Below are 15,735 nucleotides of genomic sequence, written 5' to 3'. Positions count from 1 at the left end.
TAAGTACAATCACACTGGCTTTTGGGGTTGGCATGACAGGATCAATTGGAATTAACCTTCTCACGCTACTGGAAAGTTAAAGCCTGCCCCCAGAACTGAAGAATTATTTCCGCTTTCTTGCACTAGCAACTTGGGTTATTACTCAAACTGCTGTTGTCGAGCGTTTATCCAAACCTGCTTATATGCGGGATGAAGAAGTCTCTTCTTTATTCTATTCACTGAAGAAAGAGTTAGAGTAGTTTTTTGCATAGGCAAGATACGTACTAATTGCTTCTTCCAAGGATGCCTTGACAATGTAGTGTACAAGCATTTTTGATTCTGTGCAGACTGAAGACCACACTAATTTAGCTTTTATGCAAATGTCTCAACCTACTTACCAAGCTGTTGATTTCTGCTCTTCTCTTCCTCCTCGAAGTCGTCTCAATAGTATAAAACCTACCGGAATCAGAAGCTCTTTAGTAGAAAGTTTAACTAGCTATGTCACTCGTTTGGCAGACTCTCATTGTTTGCCCGTTGGTACGCTGATGAAGACTGAAATTGCGCCTGCTATTAATAAAACTTACGGTGGCGCAAATCTAAACAAAATTTATGACTATACATCAACACTAAATGGCTTAGGAACAATGGCGTTCAGTCTAGCGCGAGCTTTAGAAGAACTCACTAGACAAAAGAATCTTGATTTACTGACGTTGGTAAATTGGTCTAATCTGCTACCATCGAGAAGATTGCTGCGTCATCATCGTGCCTGGTGTGCTGTCTGTTATCAGGAGTGGCAATCCAGTGGGCAAGTGGTCTATGAACGACTGCTTTGGTCACTTGCGATCGCTAAAGCCTGTCCACTTCATAGCTGTCTCCTATGTGAGATCTGCCCCCATTGCCTTCAAAAGAATCTTTGTTTAGCTTGGCATGCTCGCCCTGGTTATTGTTCAAAATGCCAAAAGTGGCTTGGTTCAGCGCATGGCGATTCGTCGGAAGCTTTCAAGAATTTGTCCAAAGCTGACTTAAGAGCATTAGTTTGGATTTCTGAGTCAGTCGCAAATTTACTGACTTATACTTCTCATCTAGCTGTTCCTTTGACCGAGAAAGATCTTGCTCAAGCCTTTAGATTACACATTAATACTGTCTCTGATGGAAATATAGCTGAGTTTGCTCGCCAACTCCAGCTACCCAAGAATACTGTATGGCTTTGGTGCAACGGTAAAAATCTTCCGCAGCTAGATACCTTGGTGCAGATTTGCTATCGCCTTGACCGCCCACTAGTCGAGTTCATAACTCAGGCACCAGAACAGACTGTTGTGACTTAAGCTAACCTTCTGCCTCTAAATAAGGCATCATTTTGCCAAAGTGCAACCGGAAATGCTGACTCTTTCGTTAAGCGATCTCTTCACTTTCTCTCAGATTTAGATGTCTTACTGCCGAGATTCCAAATTTAGACCGACCCTTTGCCGAAAGTTCAACTCCTCTCTATAATTTTATCTTATCATTCATTTGCAACAGCTCCTAAAGCTGTCAGCGTTGTCTTTTGGTGGAGTCTGGCAAGGTTTGAGCCTACTGCTCTTCCCTGGAACCGGACATGAAATCCGCGCTCATCTAGATTAAACGTTTAGATTTACGCCGAGAGAGATCGTCAACAAGGTAACTAGCGCGATGACTGTTTCCAAAGAAGCTTCAACATCAGACTGTAAATCGCCACGATCAAAATGCACCTGACGATCACGCTTCCAAAAACAGCGCAGCTATACCATTAATGAAGACGAAACTGCTCGGAGCAGCGATGACCATTCCAATCAAACAATGTACCTAGAAGATAAATAGTCCGGCAGGCGTTCCTAAGCCGAACAGCGGCATGAGGAGTTAGAGGGCTACACACCAAACGCTAGAACTTGAACATCACATTTTTTACTGTTGGCGATCGCATTCTTTTTCCGAATTTCTCCTTGTTTGATTCAGATGCCTACTGCGAATTCCGTAGTCGAGGTCGATTTTGCCACTGAAACTCTCGTTGAATGTAGTCTTCAAATTCCCCAGTAGAGTCTGGTAAAGCAAACAACAAAAGCGTATTTCGGTCAGATCTGCGAATCACACCACCGCTTGGACTGGGATGACCAAGTTTTTTTAGGATTTCACTCAGTTTTACAGAGGAACATGAGTGGACATCGAAGTTCAACCGGTCTTTTTTGGCAAAGCGCACATACCAATCGTAATCCGCCAATGTTTTGAGGCTAATGGTTGTCTTCTCTGTGATTTTCTCGTCTTCCACAACGGAATCAATGCTTGACTTGTCAAAGATGCTGCGAAAGTCATCCAACCCATCATTCCAATTCAGGTCGTTTTCATAAAATGCGAGATCAAGCTCTGGATTAAGTCTGAGCGTTCTCCCTTTGTCGAGACCCCGCTTGAGCAAGGCATATTGATAGAGAATTTCAGGCATTTGCACGCCGAGTGCATAAAGACTTTGACGATCGCAGAGCGCATACGCTTCCTGACAAATTTGAGTTCTCAGCTTGTTGATCGCTTTGTCAGCAGAGTCAAGATACTTACCGCCTTTCGCCTCGAATGCGTCCACTTTTGCCCGGACGCTGAAAGCTAAAGCCGTGACGATCGGCAACCGAAACGTTTCGCCTGTGGGAATTTGCTCTAACTCAGCTTGTAGCGATGCCTCTAACCGTTCAGCGCGATCAATCAATCGATCCGCTTCCGCCAATTCTGGCAGGTGATCCACAAACCGTTCATATACAGTGAGGAGTTCATAACTATTTGCGTAAAACTCTCGTCTACGGCGATTCGCTTCGGTATCTTCAATGGTCTGCACCACTCGTGCAAATTCTGCATGCATTTCTTCCCGCAGGATGTGCATTTTCTGAGTTAAGTTGTACTGGTTACAAGCCAAGATCTCAAGCGTGCGCTGCTGTCCGCTTAAGGCTTTCTCGATACTGCCAAAATAAGATTGGATTTGCCGATGATGGTGGTCGAGCCTTTTCTCAATTTTACGCAGCTTAGAAGCGTTATAGACTCCGACTCCTAAATTCAGTACACCGAGCGCGAGATTGGCAATGGGAAGCATATCTAAGCCAGAGGGTTGAACACAATGAGCCGCACCATCATGGGCAGGTTGAACACAGGGAATTGTTTCGCCGCTCGGAACATGGTGGGTGTTGTAAGTTCCGGCAGAGCCAATGAACGTTTCATAATCCGCGATGCTGCCGCCTTTGAACGGATAAGGACTGACCATCGACGTTCTCCATAACACGAGACAGGGCACTGCAACCAATGGCATCGAGCCTATTGTTCCCAAACTGAAGAGCAAAATGAGCTTGTATGGTTTCATCTCAATAGAACCGATCGGGCAATCTGTGCCAATGACAGTCTTTACGATCGCAGCAGTGGCTAAAATTCTTGCTAATTTGTAATTTCAAGCACTCAAGTCAACAATTGAGACGATTAGAGAAAAACGAGTCATCTCAGGCAGTCTCGCCATTTTTTGAGTGAATTAGTCTTTTAGATTCAATATTTATTTCTGATAGGTTTTGCCGCAAAAGGGACAAAACTTGAACTTGGGTGAGAGAATCCTCTCACTGCAATTGGGACAGCGATCGCACAATGCGGTCCCACATAAGTAACAGTACTTTGCTCGCACCGATGTCCAGATCGCATCCGGTGGATTTCCTGGAATCCAACACTGGGGACAGAATTTGAGCGAGTCGATCGCAGCAACCGCCACACCTTTACGTACGGCATCCAAATACTCGACTGGGATTCCCAGCGCAGACGCTAGCCCCGTTTTTGCTTTGTGTTTTAGCCGGGTCGTGTGCCCCCGTTCGATTTTACCGATGCTCTGAAGGTGTACGTCTGCTCGATCTGCCAAGTCCTTCTGGCTTAGACTCAGAGTATTACGGATTCGCCGTACGTATTCTGCCAACGATTCTTCGGGGTTTGGAGCCAGTTCTGAATTCAAAGTTGTCATAAAACGGTGTCTAAAAATGTCTCTCTAAAACGGTGATTCATTAATACTTATCTAGGAAACTTATCGCATTATGTCTTCTCAAATTGCTGCATCTTTAGCGACAGTTGCGACTGCGTTTCTCGGTCGCCAAGGCTTAGCACCAGGGACACTGAAATCTTATCAATGCACGCTGCTGCCACTTTTACAAGAATATGGCTCAATGCCGATCGCCATTCTGACACGGCAAGTCATCACCGAGTATCTCGACGACTTAGAAGACATCGCGTACACGACGCATCACCGCCATCAAGCCATCATTCAATCTTTGTTCAACTATGCTGTTGAAGCAGGCTACATCAAGGCAAACCCGATCATCGGACTGAAGCGGCGGAAGCCGGATCGAGCGAAAGGAGAACATGACAGTGATGAAATCATTCGCTACCTCGTTCCGGAACAGCTAGAAATTCTTTACGACTTGGCGAAACACCACCTCCGCATGAACGCTTTAGTACATCTACTACATGGAAGCGGGGCAAGAATATCGGAAATTTTAGCGCTCGATTTGAGCAGTGTAAATCTGACCGAACGTAAGTTTCAAGTGGTGGGTAAAGGCAATCGTAAGCGATGGTGTTTCTATGGTAAAGATGCAGCACTAGCGCTCGATCACTATTTGAAATACGATCGCCACCCGCAATCGGCTGCCTTGTTTACCGCTCAACAGCCTTTCACGCTGGAAGTCTCGCGGTTAAGCTATCGTACCGCTCACGACAATTGGTGCGAGCTGATTGCTGAGGCACCGGAACTCGCGGACGCACATTTGCACGACCTGCGGCACACGTTTGCGACCGAGAGAGTCGGACTGATGGGCATTGAAGAATTGAGAGCGCTAATGGGACACCGATCGATTCAAACGACGTTGCGCTATCAAAAGGTGACTTCACAACGCGCAGAATTCGTGGCGAAACAGGCACTAAAATCGCTGCAAAACCTTAATTAATAGACTACTCATAAAACGCTACCTATATATACTTTTATTCAAATTTTCTTTCTGCGCCGCAGAGTATACATACTACTCTGCACCAGAGGAGTGAGTTTTTGTGCTATTCAGCATCTATTTATTCTTCAGAAAACGCTTTTGATGCTGGTCGAAACGGAAGTTATCAGTCAAATTTAAATCAAACTCCGAACGCTTGTCGCCGTTTCATACATCCAGTGGCGATCGCGTTTAGACCTCGCCACTGGATGTATGAAAGCACTGAATGCGCCTAGCCACTTTCAAATTCCTCAGCTAGGGGTTTTGCAGCTATCATGCAACCTGTTCGTGACGATGAGCGGGGGCAACGATGGCTGAATTTACCACAGCAGAATGGGAAAAAATTAACACGCGGTTGGCTCAAGACCCACAGCGATACGGGCTACCCAAGCGTGAGTACGGTTCAGTCGTACTCGCCTCATTCAATATCCGCAAGCTGGGCGCAAGAAAACAACGCCACGAAGCAACCTGGCAATTCCTCGCGCAGCTTTGCCAGCAGTTCGATCTGCTCTCGGTGCAGGAAATCATGGACGACCTCGAAGGCTTCGATTATCTTAAATCCCTGATGGGCGACAACTTCGGTGCGGTCGTGTCTGATGTCACAGGCGCATTCCCTGGAGAAGCAGGACTCGGTGAACGTTTGGGCTTTATCTACAATCGATCGCTCATTGAGCGCGGCAATGTCGTCTCTGATATTTCCTTCGATCGCACCAAGTTGATTACCACGATGATCGAACACGGCAAGGAATTGGTGAGCGCGATCGCGCCACATCTCGATGAACAGGGGAATCTTCGTAAGGGAGCCGACATCAAACTGCCCGTATTCCTCACCTTCGTGCGTCAGCCGTTCTGTGCCAGTTTTCGCATTAATGGACATCCTGGTACGCGCCCGTATGAGATTATGGCAGTCAACGCTCATCTCTACTTCGGGGACAGTATCGAAGATCGACGGCAGGAATTTGATGCACTGGTGGAGTGGTTACTAGCAGGAGTGAAGAAGAAATCGAGCAACTTTCCGAACTACATCTTGATGGGCGATCTCAACCTCGACTTTGATGACCCGGAACGAGACCGCCCCCGCATCGAAGCGCACATCAAAACGTTCAACCAGTCGATGGGCAGAACCGCGAACGTGAACTTTCCTTTTCTCGACGTTCACCCGCAACACCAGACGCAGTTTCGCACGAATGCCAGGTTGAGCGAGACGTTTGATCAGATTGGCTTGTTCAGTCGCGACGATCGCTTACCGACGTACAAAGACAACGCGACAATGGGCACTCAGTTGCGCGGGACTGATTATGGCATTGTCAATTTTGTTGAGCTATTTCGAGAAGCATTAGACCTACCTCCACTCGAAGAGATGAGCAAAACGCAGCAGAAAGCGTTTTTCAGCAAGTTTGAGCATGAGGTCAGCGATCATCTACCGCTGTGGTTGAGATTGCCATTGCCAGAGGTGTAAGGCTGCAAATAATGTTGGAAAGCTGAGATCGCATTAGCATCGACTACCCAAAGAACTGCATTCTTGCTTCAGACGATGATACGCCAGGGAGTTTTGCATCCTAGCTGTTCAGAAGAATCGGAGCGCGGAAGCTCGATTTAGCAACTTCAAACGATTATTTCTATTGAAACGTTAAACTATCCTTCTGACGATCGTGTACTTAGGTCTACTCTAGGGCAAACGAATGAAAATCAGTGAGACAAAATTTTAAGGAGACAAGCATCATCCCAACCCGTCTTCTTGCGTTTAGCAGCAATGCCTGCCTTCGTCGTCTTGTCTTGTCCAAGTAAATTGAGGGCAAGCAGCAGTGAGAAGTTTTGCGGTGCGTAATCTGTGCGGACTCGGCAAGCATCTTCATCAAAAGCAACATCTAACACCCAATGTAACTGATTCTCAAGCGTCCAATGGGTGCGATGGCAGCGAGGAGATTCGCTGCATCTGGGACGATACTACTGATGTAGTACTGCGTTTCGCTGCTCATCCTTCCCTCAATTTTACGTTCGCGCTGAAGCATCACCACCGTCTTCAGTCCTTTCCACTGTGTTTTGCACCAAATAGTCCAGTTCTGCTTCTGCCAGTGTCTAGCAACGACGAATCTCCATGCGTCCGTGCCCTTTGTTTTGGGCTGTCCCATTATACTCTTTACAGTGCAGTCATATTTGCAACGGAATGGTGTCCAAGTTTGAGCGCCAGTTCGTAGATGCTCTTAACTTTGTCATCAGTTCCAGAAATGGGAAGGTCTTTAATTTTGAAAAGATAACCAGGATCAGCGTATTCTACAAATCCCGTAGATTCAGCATCATGCCACCAGACTCCACGATCGGTAAATGTAATGCCCTTCTTGCCAGAGTTTCAAAAGCTGACGTCTACCAGCGCTAGAACTTTCTCATATCGATCAAGAAAGACGTATTTGGACATCGCATTTGCAAGTTTCCCGATCGCAATATGATGCCCCCAGTAAGATTGATCAGCACTTGACCGAAATTGGTCGAAATGCTCTCTAATTGCGGGAAAGATGGCAATCTTTTCTTCATCAGATTGAGCAATCATGTAGAGCGCTGGCTCTGACAGTTTCACGACCTTTTCTAGCTCTGCATCATTATTTTTGAACAACGTCCAGAATCCTAAACTGACGGCGAAGGCAATAAAGGCAGCCCCGCCCGTCATAGCGGTAGCTCCACCGATAGCAGAGACCGTTGCACTAATTGCAGCGGCTCCGCTCAGCTCACCAGCAATCACAAAGGTACTGACCACTGCCCAAGATGTGCCCATGATTGCTGCACTTGTAAGTGTTCCAGTAGTCGCAGCGATCCCAAGTTTCTGTAGTTCTTCGGAACTCATCCCAACAACAACGGTGACTGAAACGAGTGCAGCAGCTCCAACTAAAGCTGCGCCCCCGGTCACGACCGCTAATCCACCTGGCATTCCGAGTCCGCCAGTTGCAACTGAACCACCTCCCAAGACGGCTAACGTCGCATTTGTGGCTGCTGCACCTGATGAGAGTGCCAATCGCAGTTCCAGTTCCTGCCGTCACTCCCCCGGCTGCAAAGATCTGGGTCATCGCTGGTACAATTCCTGATGCAATTTTGGCTGTATCTCGACCCGCTTGTAGATAGGTTTGCAAGTCCTGCTCAACTGTTTGCTGATTGTTTTGAAGATAGAAGCGATCGCGAGCGAGACGATAGATGGCTTTGACCTCGCGTGGGAGTTGGGAACTATCAATCAGGGAATCTAACGTAGCAAGCATATCTTCATCAACAATCTCCTCGCCAATTCGGACTTGATGGTAGATTTGAAGGTACTGCTTGACTTTATCCGCTTGGTGCCGTTGCCGGATGGTAGCTTGGATTGATTCATCGGCAGTAAAGGCACGAGTTTGGGCTGAAGCGATCTCATACCGCTGACGAATCAAGATGGGCAAATCAGACCCTTGAACCATCGCATCAATTGCACTGAGTGTCTCAAAGCTATTCAAATCTGGCAATGCCTCGCCAGAACGAACATACTGATATATGCCTTTAAGCTGCCGTTTCTGCTCAGAGGGAAGTTCAGTTTGATCGATCGTCGTTTCGAGATAGGTTTGAAGTTCAACTAATTTAGCGTTTTCGCTTGCAAGCCGAAATCGAGTTTTAATTTGCTCACCGGAGTCTGCTTTCTTAAGCCTGGATGAGCCAGACACCATAATATCGAGAAGATCGAGTGCTGTTAAGTCGTGAACAGAAGTGCCGCTTTTAAGCTGCTGATAAACATCACGGCAGCGATCACGGGTCGCTTTGAGCAGTGGAATGGAAACCAGAACCTGTTCAATCATTCCATCAATATCGAGGCTTGGATCGTAAAGCGTGTGGAGAATGACGATCGCTTCGCCTTGATCACGGGCAGCATTGTTGAGCTTAATTTTGGTTCCCTCTTCGCTGCGCTTGGGGATCTTGAGAGTTTTGACGATACCAGACTTCAACGTAATGACTTGTTTGCCGCCGCGCTCGGCAATCTTATTGGGAATGAAGATGTGATATTGTTCTCGATCTGAAATCAGTTCCTCAGCGTGAGCGCTCTTAGGAAAACAGGTCTCGCTTACAAAAAGATTAGCGGTAGTCAGCGCAATCAACTGGTTAAACTGACGGCGACCGAGTTTGAGAGGTTGGCTAAGACCTGACATAGAGTAAGGGTAGGACTTCCCAGTCAGAATGCCCAATCCAGCTTATTCCCACTCTCTTTACACCCCACTCCAAGTTGAACCTGCCACTGAATCTACATCTGAGACTGTACCAATCTCTTTACTAGAACAACATCAATGTGTGATCGTGCCAAGAATGAGGGCGACCGGTAGTTCCCGTCAACTTAGATACGACCACTCGACAGGGACAATTCAGGGAAGAGGTCATTGATATTTCCTGACGGCCTGAATGTAATTTGGCCGAACGTCAGATCCAGCGAGAGTGAGATCGCGACTGTTCTCCACAAAAATTGGACAAACTTCATACCGATCAATGCAAGTTTTAGACGGCCAGATTGGGGAGAAGATTATTCCACTGAACAGCGCTCACAAGCCTTCGCAAAGCTATTTTTTAGTTAGAACTATCTTGGACTCGCAAAATTCCACTGTGCAGACCTTTACCGTTGTTGATCGCACAATGGATGACCATCTCAATGCGTTGAAGTGACAAACCATTCATCGCGGTTTAAGCTGCCACAACTCTCCTTGCAAACTCGCTTGTAAGCGCGACGCATCATATTGCTGCCGCAACGAATTTAGTAAGTACTCAGACGGATTGTACAGAAAATACTGATACCCCTCCGGCAGGATTGGAACTTGTGGCTCGACGACAAGCTGAACCCAGGTCGATGGCTCTAGCCGATGCAAGAGGGTGAACAGTACACCGAGCGATCCATCTGCACCAGGAAGGCGATTGAGAGAGCGATTGATACTCCCGATCAGCAGCGGATGCGGTGCTGCATGGATGATTTGGGCAATTTGAGGATGCTCTGGTTCCCGGTAGTAATTTAGACCTCCTTCGACTTGTGTGTGAACCATACCCGTCACCACAGCAGACAAGAGCAAGCCAAAAATCAGACCGCGCCACAGGTGCGATCGTCGGTTTGTCGCACTGAGCTTCACCGCCATCAAGTCGGCAATGGCAAGATGTAGCCCTAGATAACAAGGCATCAGGTAGCGATAAGCTGTCGATCGACGTGAACCAGTGAGAACATCGGGCAGAAAGAGGGCGACAAACGTGACTCCCATCAGAGACAGCAGAAACCAGCGGGCAGCGGGCGGTGCTTTGAGCATCAGGAAATATAAGGCATAAGCACTGATCCAAATTGTTGCCAATACGACTGGTGGAATGGTGAGCCATAGCTCGATCGCAATCTCAGCTTGAGGCAGCTTAGAAAAGGCATGCGGAATTGCCACAAATGAGAGTGCCAGATTGAACCCATAGTTGCCCCAACGCTCGATGAGTGTCATCGGATAGCTCGACCAGAGATTCGTGGCAATAATCTGCTGTCGCGACTGCCAGATCACGATTGCCCAGGGCAAAAACGCGATCGCAGCGCCGCCAATGGCGATTAGAAACGCTTTAACGGTTTTACTTGGCTGGAAGGCTTCCATTTTTCCTAGATACAGCGCATGGCTGACCATGACGAAAACAGTCATCGGAAAGGTGTACAGCCCAATCGTGCAACTGAAAGCATACGCGATCCAAGTTTGTCGCTGCGGGCGACGCATCGCTCGTAGCAAGAGCAGTGACGAAAGTAAAATGGTCACTGTCCAGAGTCCATATTCTCGAACTTCTTGAGCATTGAGAACGTGAAGTGGAGAAACACAAACCAATGCAACCGCAAACCAGGCAGCCAGGGGGAGCGCGAATAGTTCAAGGCTTAGCCAGTAAATAGTAGGCAACGCCAAGAGGCTCAGAAGACTTGAGAAACTGCGAATCGCGGCGATGGAGTCTCCGAAGCGTTCGCTCCAGAAGCGCAGGAGAACATAATACAGCGGCGGATGCTGAGCATCTTCGATCGCTAAACTTTGCACGGTATCGAGCCACGTCCGACCATTGTGAACACTTTGATAGACGTTCAGATCCCAAATCTGCATCAGCGTCCCTGTGAACACGTTGTCAATCAGTTCGCGTTGGGTGTAGCCGGAAAGTCGCAGCAGCGAGAAGAATTCGTCGCCCCAGTAGGGGTAACGATCTAGGTTGAAAAAGCGGAAAAAGATGCCCAGGAGGATCAGCATCGCAAAGCCAGCGCACTGATAAATGGGGAACTTCCAAAGCTGTCGCATTGTTGAAAGCGTCGATGATGTGAACCCAAACGTCGCTGCCTTACCCGAACGACTGCGATCGATGAACCCATGCGCCTTGATGGACTGAGGCGGCATCGTGTGGGGAGGATGGGTTTGTCCGTTGCTTTGCGTTGAACGTCAATGCGTTGATCCTGCTGCGCCTGATCAACCAGAGGGTTTTCGGTCGTCGAATGTCAAAGCAATCCGCATCTTTGCGAAATTCAGCCACGAGCGCGTCGTAAATCGCGAGAGCTGTAACCCACACTTTGCGATCGCCGTCCCATCGCCAACTGGGAATCGATTTGGCTCGTTCTCGGTTGTCTAGGTGAATCCGAACGAGAAAGTGGGTGTCGTTTTTGGTGACTTCGATCGGTTCTCGCTTTCCAGAAGAGTCACTCACGGGCAAACTCATGCCAAGCTCCTCAAAGGTTCAAGATCTGATAGTTGATCAACGCTCGCCGGGATCAGACAAGTTGAAGGATCGATTGAGCGTGCAGTCGGCAGCTCCAATCCAAGATTTCTGGGTATGGAAATCAGTGGGAGAGCCGTCCTCCTAAAATATCCGATTTTGGGATATTCTGCTAGACCCTGTAGCTTGCTCGTCATGAGCGGCTCCGTGTATTCCGACCAGTATCAAGCCTTTTTACAACGACTGAAAGCGGCACGTCGCGCTGCTGGGCTGACGCAGCAGGAAGTCGCCACTCGTCTGAATGTCCCACAATCTTACGTGTCCAAATGTGAATCGGGTGAGCGTCGGATCGATGTGATTGAGTTAACGAAATTTGCTGCGCTTTACGAGCAGTCTTTAGATTATTTTGCGTATGGGCACGATGATGCTGTTGATTCACCAAACGCATGAGTTGAATCCAAAGTTTGTGCAATTTTGCAGCAGTGTCCGGAAAATCTCACGAATTGTCACTGCATCCGGGTCTACATACGTCCGGTCTTCTATATGAATCTCCTGTCCTTGCTTTAAACTCACTGCATATTTGCCGAACTGAGAGATCAATTGTCTTTCTTCGCGCAACCAGAGTCGCAACGTCGCTAAATCTGCGTCGGTGTGCTAATCGTTGGCAATGCGATTGAGAATTTGGCTTAGTTCATCGTCAGAGGGCATAAGAAGCTTCAAACAGGCTAGGTGACTTGAGTTATTTCTATTCTAATCAGGGTTTCTATTTCTCCTCATCCGAAGTTTGAACTGCGAGTTGCGGGTCGAGAATTTTCAATTGCTAATATAGTTTATGTGTACTGTTTCTGGTTGTGAACTCTCTAAAAAACCGCCAAATCGTCCTGATAACAGTACGCAACCTTGAAAGAATTTTGTGTAGGTAGTTTTGTGAGAGAAAACATGGGTGCCTTTAGTTGGCTTCAGAATGCCCTTGAAGAGCATCGACAAAATAGCTGTGAGACAACTCCTGAAACCAAGCACTTTGTGGATGAATACAGCAAGCAAGTGGAAGCTGAAAAGCAGTCCTTGCGTGAGCGCCAGGAAAAAGAGCGTGAAGACCGCTCTGAGGCAAAAAAAGATCGCTAGTCCGAGATACAGCTAACCTATTTTTGTTATTTTCCGGGTAAGAAAGTTAACTTACGTAGAACTAAGTATCGTACGTGGAATGAATGATAGATTATGGATTCTCCCCACTATCAGCTTGATGAAGACATCAAGGATTTGATACGTCAGGGGTGTTCTACCAATCAAGTGTTGCAAGAAATTTCGAGTCAATATTCAGCATCGGCGACTGAAGCTGCTCAACTTCTCAGGCGTATTCAACGAATTGAACGAGACATCAGAGGCTTCAAGCGTTGACTTGAACCTCTGCTAGTAGAATTGGAGGCACTCGATTAGGTAATCGAGACAGGCTTGCATTTCTTGCCTCGTTTCATTACGGCGAACTTGTTTCGAGATTCGTGCCTTTACGGCTTGAAAAGCGACTTCATACTGCTCGCTCCCGAAAACGAGCAAAATCTCCGGTGAATCCAGAATGTCATAGGTTCCCCAACACAAGCAGAAGTTGACTTGTTCAAGAAATTGCTTGAGTGAGAACTTGAAGTCATCCATTGCTTGCTCGGAAGCATTGAGGTCAGGAAATTGTTCGAGAACTTTTTTGCTGGCATAGCTAATCAATGCTTCCATATTTTTCCCAATCCATTCTGCACCAAGGCGACTGTCTTCAAGCCGAGCGGAGAATCTTTGGATAATCTGAACTTCTTCCCGTTGGCAGTCTAGATCTACCTGAGTCATTTGAGCTTGAGTGTCTTCAGCCAAATCCCTACCAGCTAACTTGAGTACATCAAGTTGTAGGCGCATCACCGCAATTGCGCCTTGAATTAAGCGATCGCCTTGTTCTGAAATTCGCTGCAAATCCTCATTTAGGGTGCGGAAATTCTGGAGGCGTTGTTTCAGTTGTCTGAGTTCATCTTGATAAGTCTCCGGCAGGTAGCCAGCCTCTGAAATCTCATTGATGATTTCTAGTCTCGCATTGATTGCTTCCACTGTAGTTGGATCGAGAATTAGCTTTCTAAGAGGAAGTTCCTCCGCATCGTCTTCGTTCTCTTCAGTCGAAGGGGATGAGTCAGTACGGGTCGGTTGATGCGCTTGCAGTTCTTGAACCAATTCGCGAACGATGTCCCGGATTTGCTCGGAGGTTGCTCCAGTGTAGCGATCTCCGACCTGAATATCATTCCCCTTTTTAATTGCCAAGTTGAACTTGCCTGACTGCAAAACGCCTTGGCTGGTGTTTTGTTGCAGTAGTTGGCACAGAAGTTGGATATCCTCGTCTGTGAGCGTTTTAGAATTGAGTCGCTCAATGATGTCACCCAGATCGTCAAGCATCCCTGATGTTCGCGTCAGTGCTTGAGTGAGGCTCAAGCTTATTGAATTGATTCCACTTTACTCTCTTTTAGAGAATTACTTCACATCAGTTTATTTCACGGCGATTATTTGTACTATGTCATTTATCGAACTTGTTGTGTTTCGATCTGAGCCACCCGTTGGCTTGCCAAAATTGCAATACTTGTCGCTGTGATCGCTAACATCAGACAGGTCATTGCTAGAAGCCGATGGCGTTGTATTTGTCTCTTCTGGGTTGAGAATTTCGCGGCTGTATTTTCTAGCTGCTGAAGTCTGCCTGTTTTACTTGCATTCTGAAGTCTTAGTGCCTGAAGTTCTGCTTCAAGCGCTTTCAGCCTGAGTCTTTGCGTTTCCTCTTGCTGTCTAGTTGCTGCAAATTGATGTTTGAGCAACTTCAACTGGTTCGTTTGGGTTCTCTTTTGCTCGTGAAGCATTCTGAGACGAGATTCACTCACTTGAATATATTCTTTCTCTAATTGACTTAAACTTTCGTGAGCTTGAATTTCTGTGAGCCTTCTTCTCTGAAGTAAGAGATCAACAGGTCGTCCCTGCATTGCCCAATCTTGAGCATCTTTTGCTAACCGCCAACGTCTGTACCGCTTCAATTCCTCCTCTTCTAGCCATCCTTGATAATGGTTCCAGTTGTGAATTAAGGACTCGTGAGTTAGCTCAATCTGTTCATTTTCCGGTGTGTCACCTGGCGATAAGTGAACTAACCTCGCTTGAATTAGTTTGTCTAAAACTTGATCGATCAACTGACTTGTCATCGTTCTATCCTTTATGCTTGAAGCTGAAGTGTAAAAGTGATGTCTGAGCTGTTTGGGGCATCAAGCTGAATCCTAATCGAATAGCTCCTATCCAAACAAGGATTAGACAGGTTTAGCTGTACAACACCAGCATCACTCCGATCTACGATATTGTTCTCAGACTCAGTTCGCAAGGACATTCCTCCTCCACAAGGAAGCATTGCTCTAATTAGCAATTGATTGTCTTTATAACCTGCTTTAAGGAGAAGTGTACCGATTCTGGTGTCCCACCGACGCTCAACTATAGATTGTCCTGGAGAAATATGAAGAGTTAACGCCTCTAAAATCTGGCGGGCTGCTAGTAGAGACAGAGCTATTTGCTGTGTCTCGATCGCGCTGTCGAAGGTTGCAGGTAATTCCTCTCCAATTTCAGTTGCCAGGTCTTGAAGCTTAGCAGCCTTGGACCGAACTGGTGCCACCATCACATAACCGGCAATATTATTGAGCAGTTGGTTTTGACTTGGAAAAAGAGCCTCCACAGCTTGCACCAATTTTGCTCCTTCTCTTAGAGAACCTACTGCTACTGTTTGACAGCGTTCTAGAAGTTGCTCCAATAGATTATCTGGCATTGGTATGGGTAGCTGAAGATGGGCAAACTGAGGACTCCAGAAAGATAGAGTGGTAGCTTCAGGAGAAGGTAAGCTCTCTACTTCATATTCAGATAATTCTACTTCCCACGGAAATAGTGGAGGGCTGGTTGACTGACAAAACTACAAAAACCTTTAACCTAAGCAGCTTTCGGAGATTTGGCACGACTCATTAAAGGAACAGTCGTACCTGGAGCATAAAATTGGAAAGTTGGAGCAGAGTGGGATCGA

At 47.0% G+C, this 15,735-nt stretch carries 16 protein-coding genes and 1 pseudogene; 6 read left to right on the top strand and 11 right to left on the bottom strand.

The features are described from left to right. Positions 1 to 359: 359 nt before the first annotated feature. Entirely contained in the window at positions 360 to 1,304 is a 945-nt protein-coding gene (locus tag ACQ4M5_RS40985) for a TniQ family protein (RefSeq protein ID WP_430681556.1), read from the top strand. Positions 1,305 to 1,954: 650 nt separating this feature from the next. Here the strand turns inward: ACQ4M5_RS40985 and ACQ4M5_RS40980 are convergent. Both ACQ4M5_RS40980 and ACQ4M5_RS40975 read right to left on the bottom strand, forming a co-directional pair. After that, the gene (locus ACQ4M5_RS40980; protein ID WP_430681555.1) at positions 1,955 to 3,232 is read right to left on the bottom strand and encodes a hypothetical protein; all 1,278 of its coding nucleotides are present in this window, start codon (positions 3,230 to 3,232) and stop codon (positions 1,955 to 1,957) included. A gap of 279 nt (positions 3,233 to 3,511) precedes the next feature. Continuing rightward, complete coding sequence (locus ACQ4M5_RS40975) at positions 3,512 to 3,964, bottom strand: double zinc ribbon domain-containing protein (protein ID WP_430681554.1); 453 nt, start codon at positions 3,962 to 3,964, stop codon at positions 3,512 to 3,514. A 70-nt stretch (positions 3,965 to 4,034) separates the two neighbouring features. Here ACQ4M5_RS40975 and ACQ4M5_RS40970 point away from each other — a divergent pair, with 70 nt between their 5' ends. Continuing rightward, a complete protein-coding gene (locus ACQ4M5_RS40970; RefSeq protein WP_430681553.1) occupies positions 4,035 to 4,940 on the top strand; it encodes a tyrosine-type recombinase/integrase in 906 nt (301 codons plus the stop codon). Positions 4,941 to 5,286: 346 nt separating this feature from the next. Beyond that, positions 5,287 to 6,435, top strand: a complete 1,149-nt coding sequence (locus ACQ4M5_RS40965) for an endonuclease/exonuclease/phosphatase (protein ID WP_430681552.1) — start codon at positions 5,287 to 5,289, stop codon at positions 6,433 to 6,435. Between the two features lie 230 nt (positions 6,436 to 6,665). Here ACQ4M5_RS40965 and ACQ4M5_RS40960 read toward each other — a convergent pair whose 3' ends face one another. The 5 genes from ACQ4M5_RS40960 to ACQ4M5_RS40940 all read right to left on the bottom strand — a co-directional run bounded on the left by ACQ4M5_RS40960 (position 6,666) and on the right by ACQ4M5_RS40940 (position 11,672). After that, positions 6,666 to 6,851, bottom strand: a complete 186-nt coding sequence (locus ACQ4M5_RS40960) for a hypothetical protein (RefSeq protein ID WP_430681551.1) — start codon at positions 6,849 to 6,851, stop codon at positions 6,666 to 6,668. A 475-nt stretch (positions 6,852 to 7,326) separates the two neighbouring features. Next, a complete protein-coding gene (locus ACQ4M5_RS40955; protein ID WP_430681550.1) occupies positions 7,327 to 7,746 on the bottom strand; it encodes a hypothetical protein in 420 nt (139 codons plus the stop codon). Then, positions 7,700 to 9,133, bottom strand: a complete 1,434-nt coding sequence (locus ACQ4M5_RS40950) for a hypothetical protein (RefSeq protein WP_430681549.1) — start codon at positions 9,131 to 9,133, stop codon at positions 7,700 to 7,702. The genes ACQ4M5_RS40955 and ACQ4M5_RS40950 overlap by 47 nt, the downstream gene beginning before the upstream one ends. Positions 9,134 to 9,646: 513 nt before the next feature. Next, on the bottom strand, positions 9,647 to 11,356 hold the full coding sequence (locus ACQ4M5_RS40945; RefSeq protein ID WP_430681548.1) for a glycosyltransferase family 39 protein: 1,710 nt from the start codon (positions 11,354 to 11,356) through the stop codon (positions 9,647 to 9,649). Further along, the gene (locus ACQ4M5_RS40940; protein WP_430681547.1) at positions 11,301 to 11,672 is read right to left on the bottom strand and encodes a hypothetical protein; all 372 of its coding nucleotides are present in this window, start codon (positions 11,670 to 11,672) and stop codon (positions 11,301 to 11,303) included. The genes ACQ4M5_RS40945 and ACQ4M5_RS40940 overlap by 56 nt, the downstream gene beginning before the upstream one ends. 114 nt (positions 11,673 to 11,786) lie before the next feature. On the opposite strand from ACQ4M5_RS40940, the gene ACQ4M5_RS40935 reads away from it, so the two are divergent. Further along, positions 11,787 to 12,119, top strand: coding sequence for a helix-turn-helix domain-containing protein (locus tag ACQ4M5_RS40935; protein WP_430681546.1), 333 nt, complete (start codon positions 11,787 to 11,789; stop codon positions 12,117 to 12,119). On the opposite strand, the pseudogene ACQ4M5_RS40930 reads toward ACQ4M5_RS40935, so the two are convergent. After that, positions 12,105 to 12,311: pseudogene (locus tag ACQ4M5_RS40930) on the bottom strand (hypothetical protein); the annotation flags it as partial. The gene ACQ4M5_RS40935 and the pseudogene ACQ4M5_RS40930 sit on opposite strands and share 15 nt — an antisense overlap. A gap of 297 nt (positions 12,312 to 12,608) precedes the next feature. Between ACQ4M5_RS40930 and ACQ4M5_RS40925 the strand changes: the two are divergent. Both ACQ4M5_RS40925 and ACQ4M5_RS40920 read left to right on the top strand, forming a co-directional pair. Then, complete coding sequence (locus ACQ4M5_RS40925; RefSeq protein ID WP_430681545.1) at positions 12,609 to 12,794, top strand: hypothetical protein; 186 nt, start codon at positions 12,609 to 12,611, stop codon at positions 12,792 to 12,794. Positions 12,795 to 12,887: 93 nt separating this feature from the next. Continuing rightward, positions 12,888 to 13,067, top strand: coding sequence for a hypothetical protein (locus ACQ4M5_RS40920; protein ID WP_430681544.1), 180 nt, complete (start codon positions 12,888 to 12,890; stop codon positions 13,065 to 13,067). Between the two features lie 12 nt (positions 13,068 to 13,079). On the opposite strand, the gene ACQ4M5_RS40915 is transcribed toward ACQ4M5_RS40920, so the two are convergent. From ACQ4M5_RS40915 to ACQ4M5_RS40905, 3 genes are all read right to left on the bottom strand, one after another. Continuing rightward, the gene (locus ACQ4M5_RS40915; RefSeq protein ID WP_430681543.1) at positions 13,080 to 14,093 is read right to left on the bottom strand and encodes a hypothetical protein; all 1,014 of its coding nucleotides are present in this window, start codon (positions 14,091 to 14,093) and stop codon (positions 13,080 to 13,082) included. A 122-nt stretch (positions 14,094 to 14,215) separates the two neighbouring features. Then, entirely contained in the window at positions 14,216 to 14,878 is a 663-nt protein-coding gene (locus ACQ4M5_RS40910; protein ID WP_430681542.1) for a hypothetical protein, read from the bottom strand. Positions 14,879 to 14,889: 11 nt separating this feature from the next. Next, positions 14,890 to 15,486: a hypothetical protein gene (locus tag ACQ4M5_RS40905; protein WP_430681541.1), complete on the bottom strand. Its 597-nt coding sequence runs from the start codon at positions 15,484 to 15,486 to the stop codon at positions 14,890 to 14,892. Positions 15,487 to 15,735: the final 249 nt, after the last annotated feature.

Source organism: Leptolyngbya sp. AN10 (genome assembly GCF_050565645.1).
In the GTDB taxonomy this organism is placed as follows: Bacteria; Cyanobacteriota; Cyanobacteriia; order Leptolyngbyales; family Leptolyngbyaceae; genus Leptolyngbya.
This window is presented reverse-complemented; position numbering and strand designations above follow the sequence as displayed.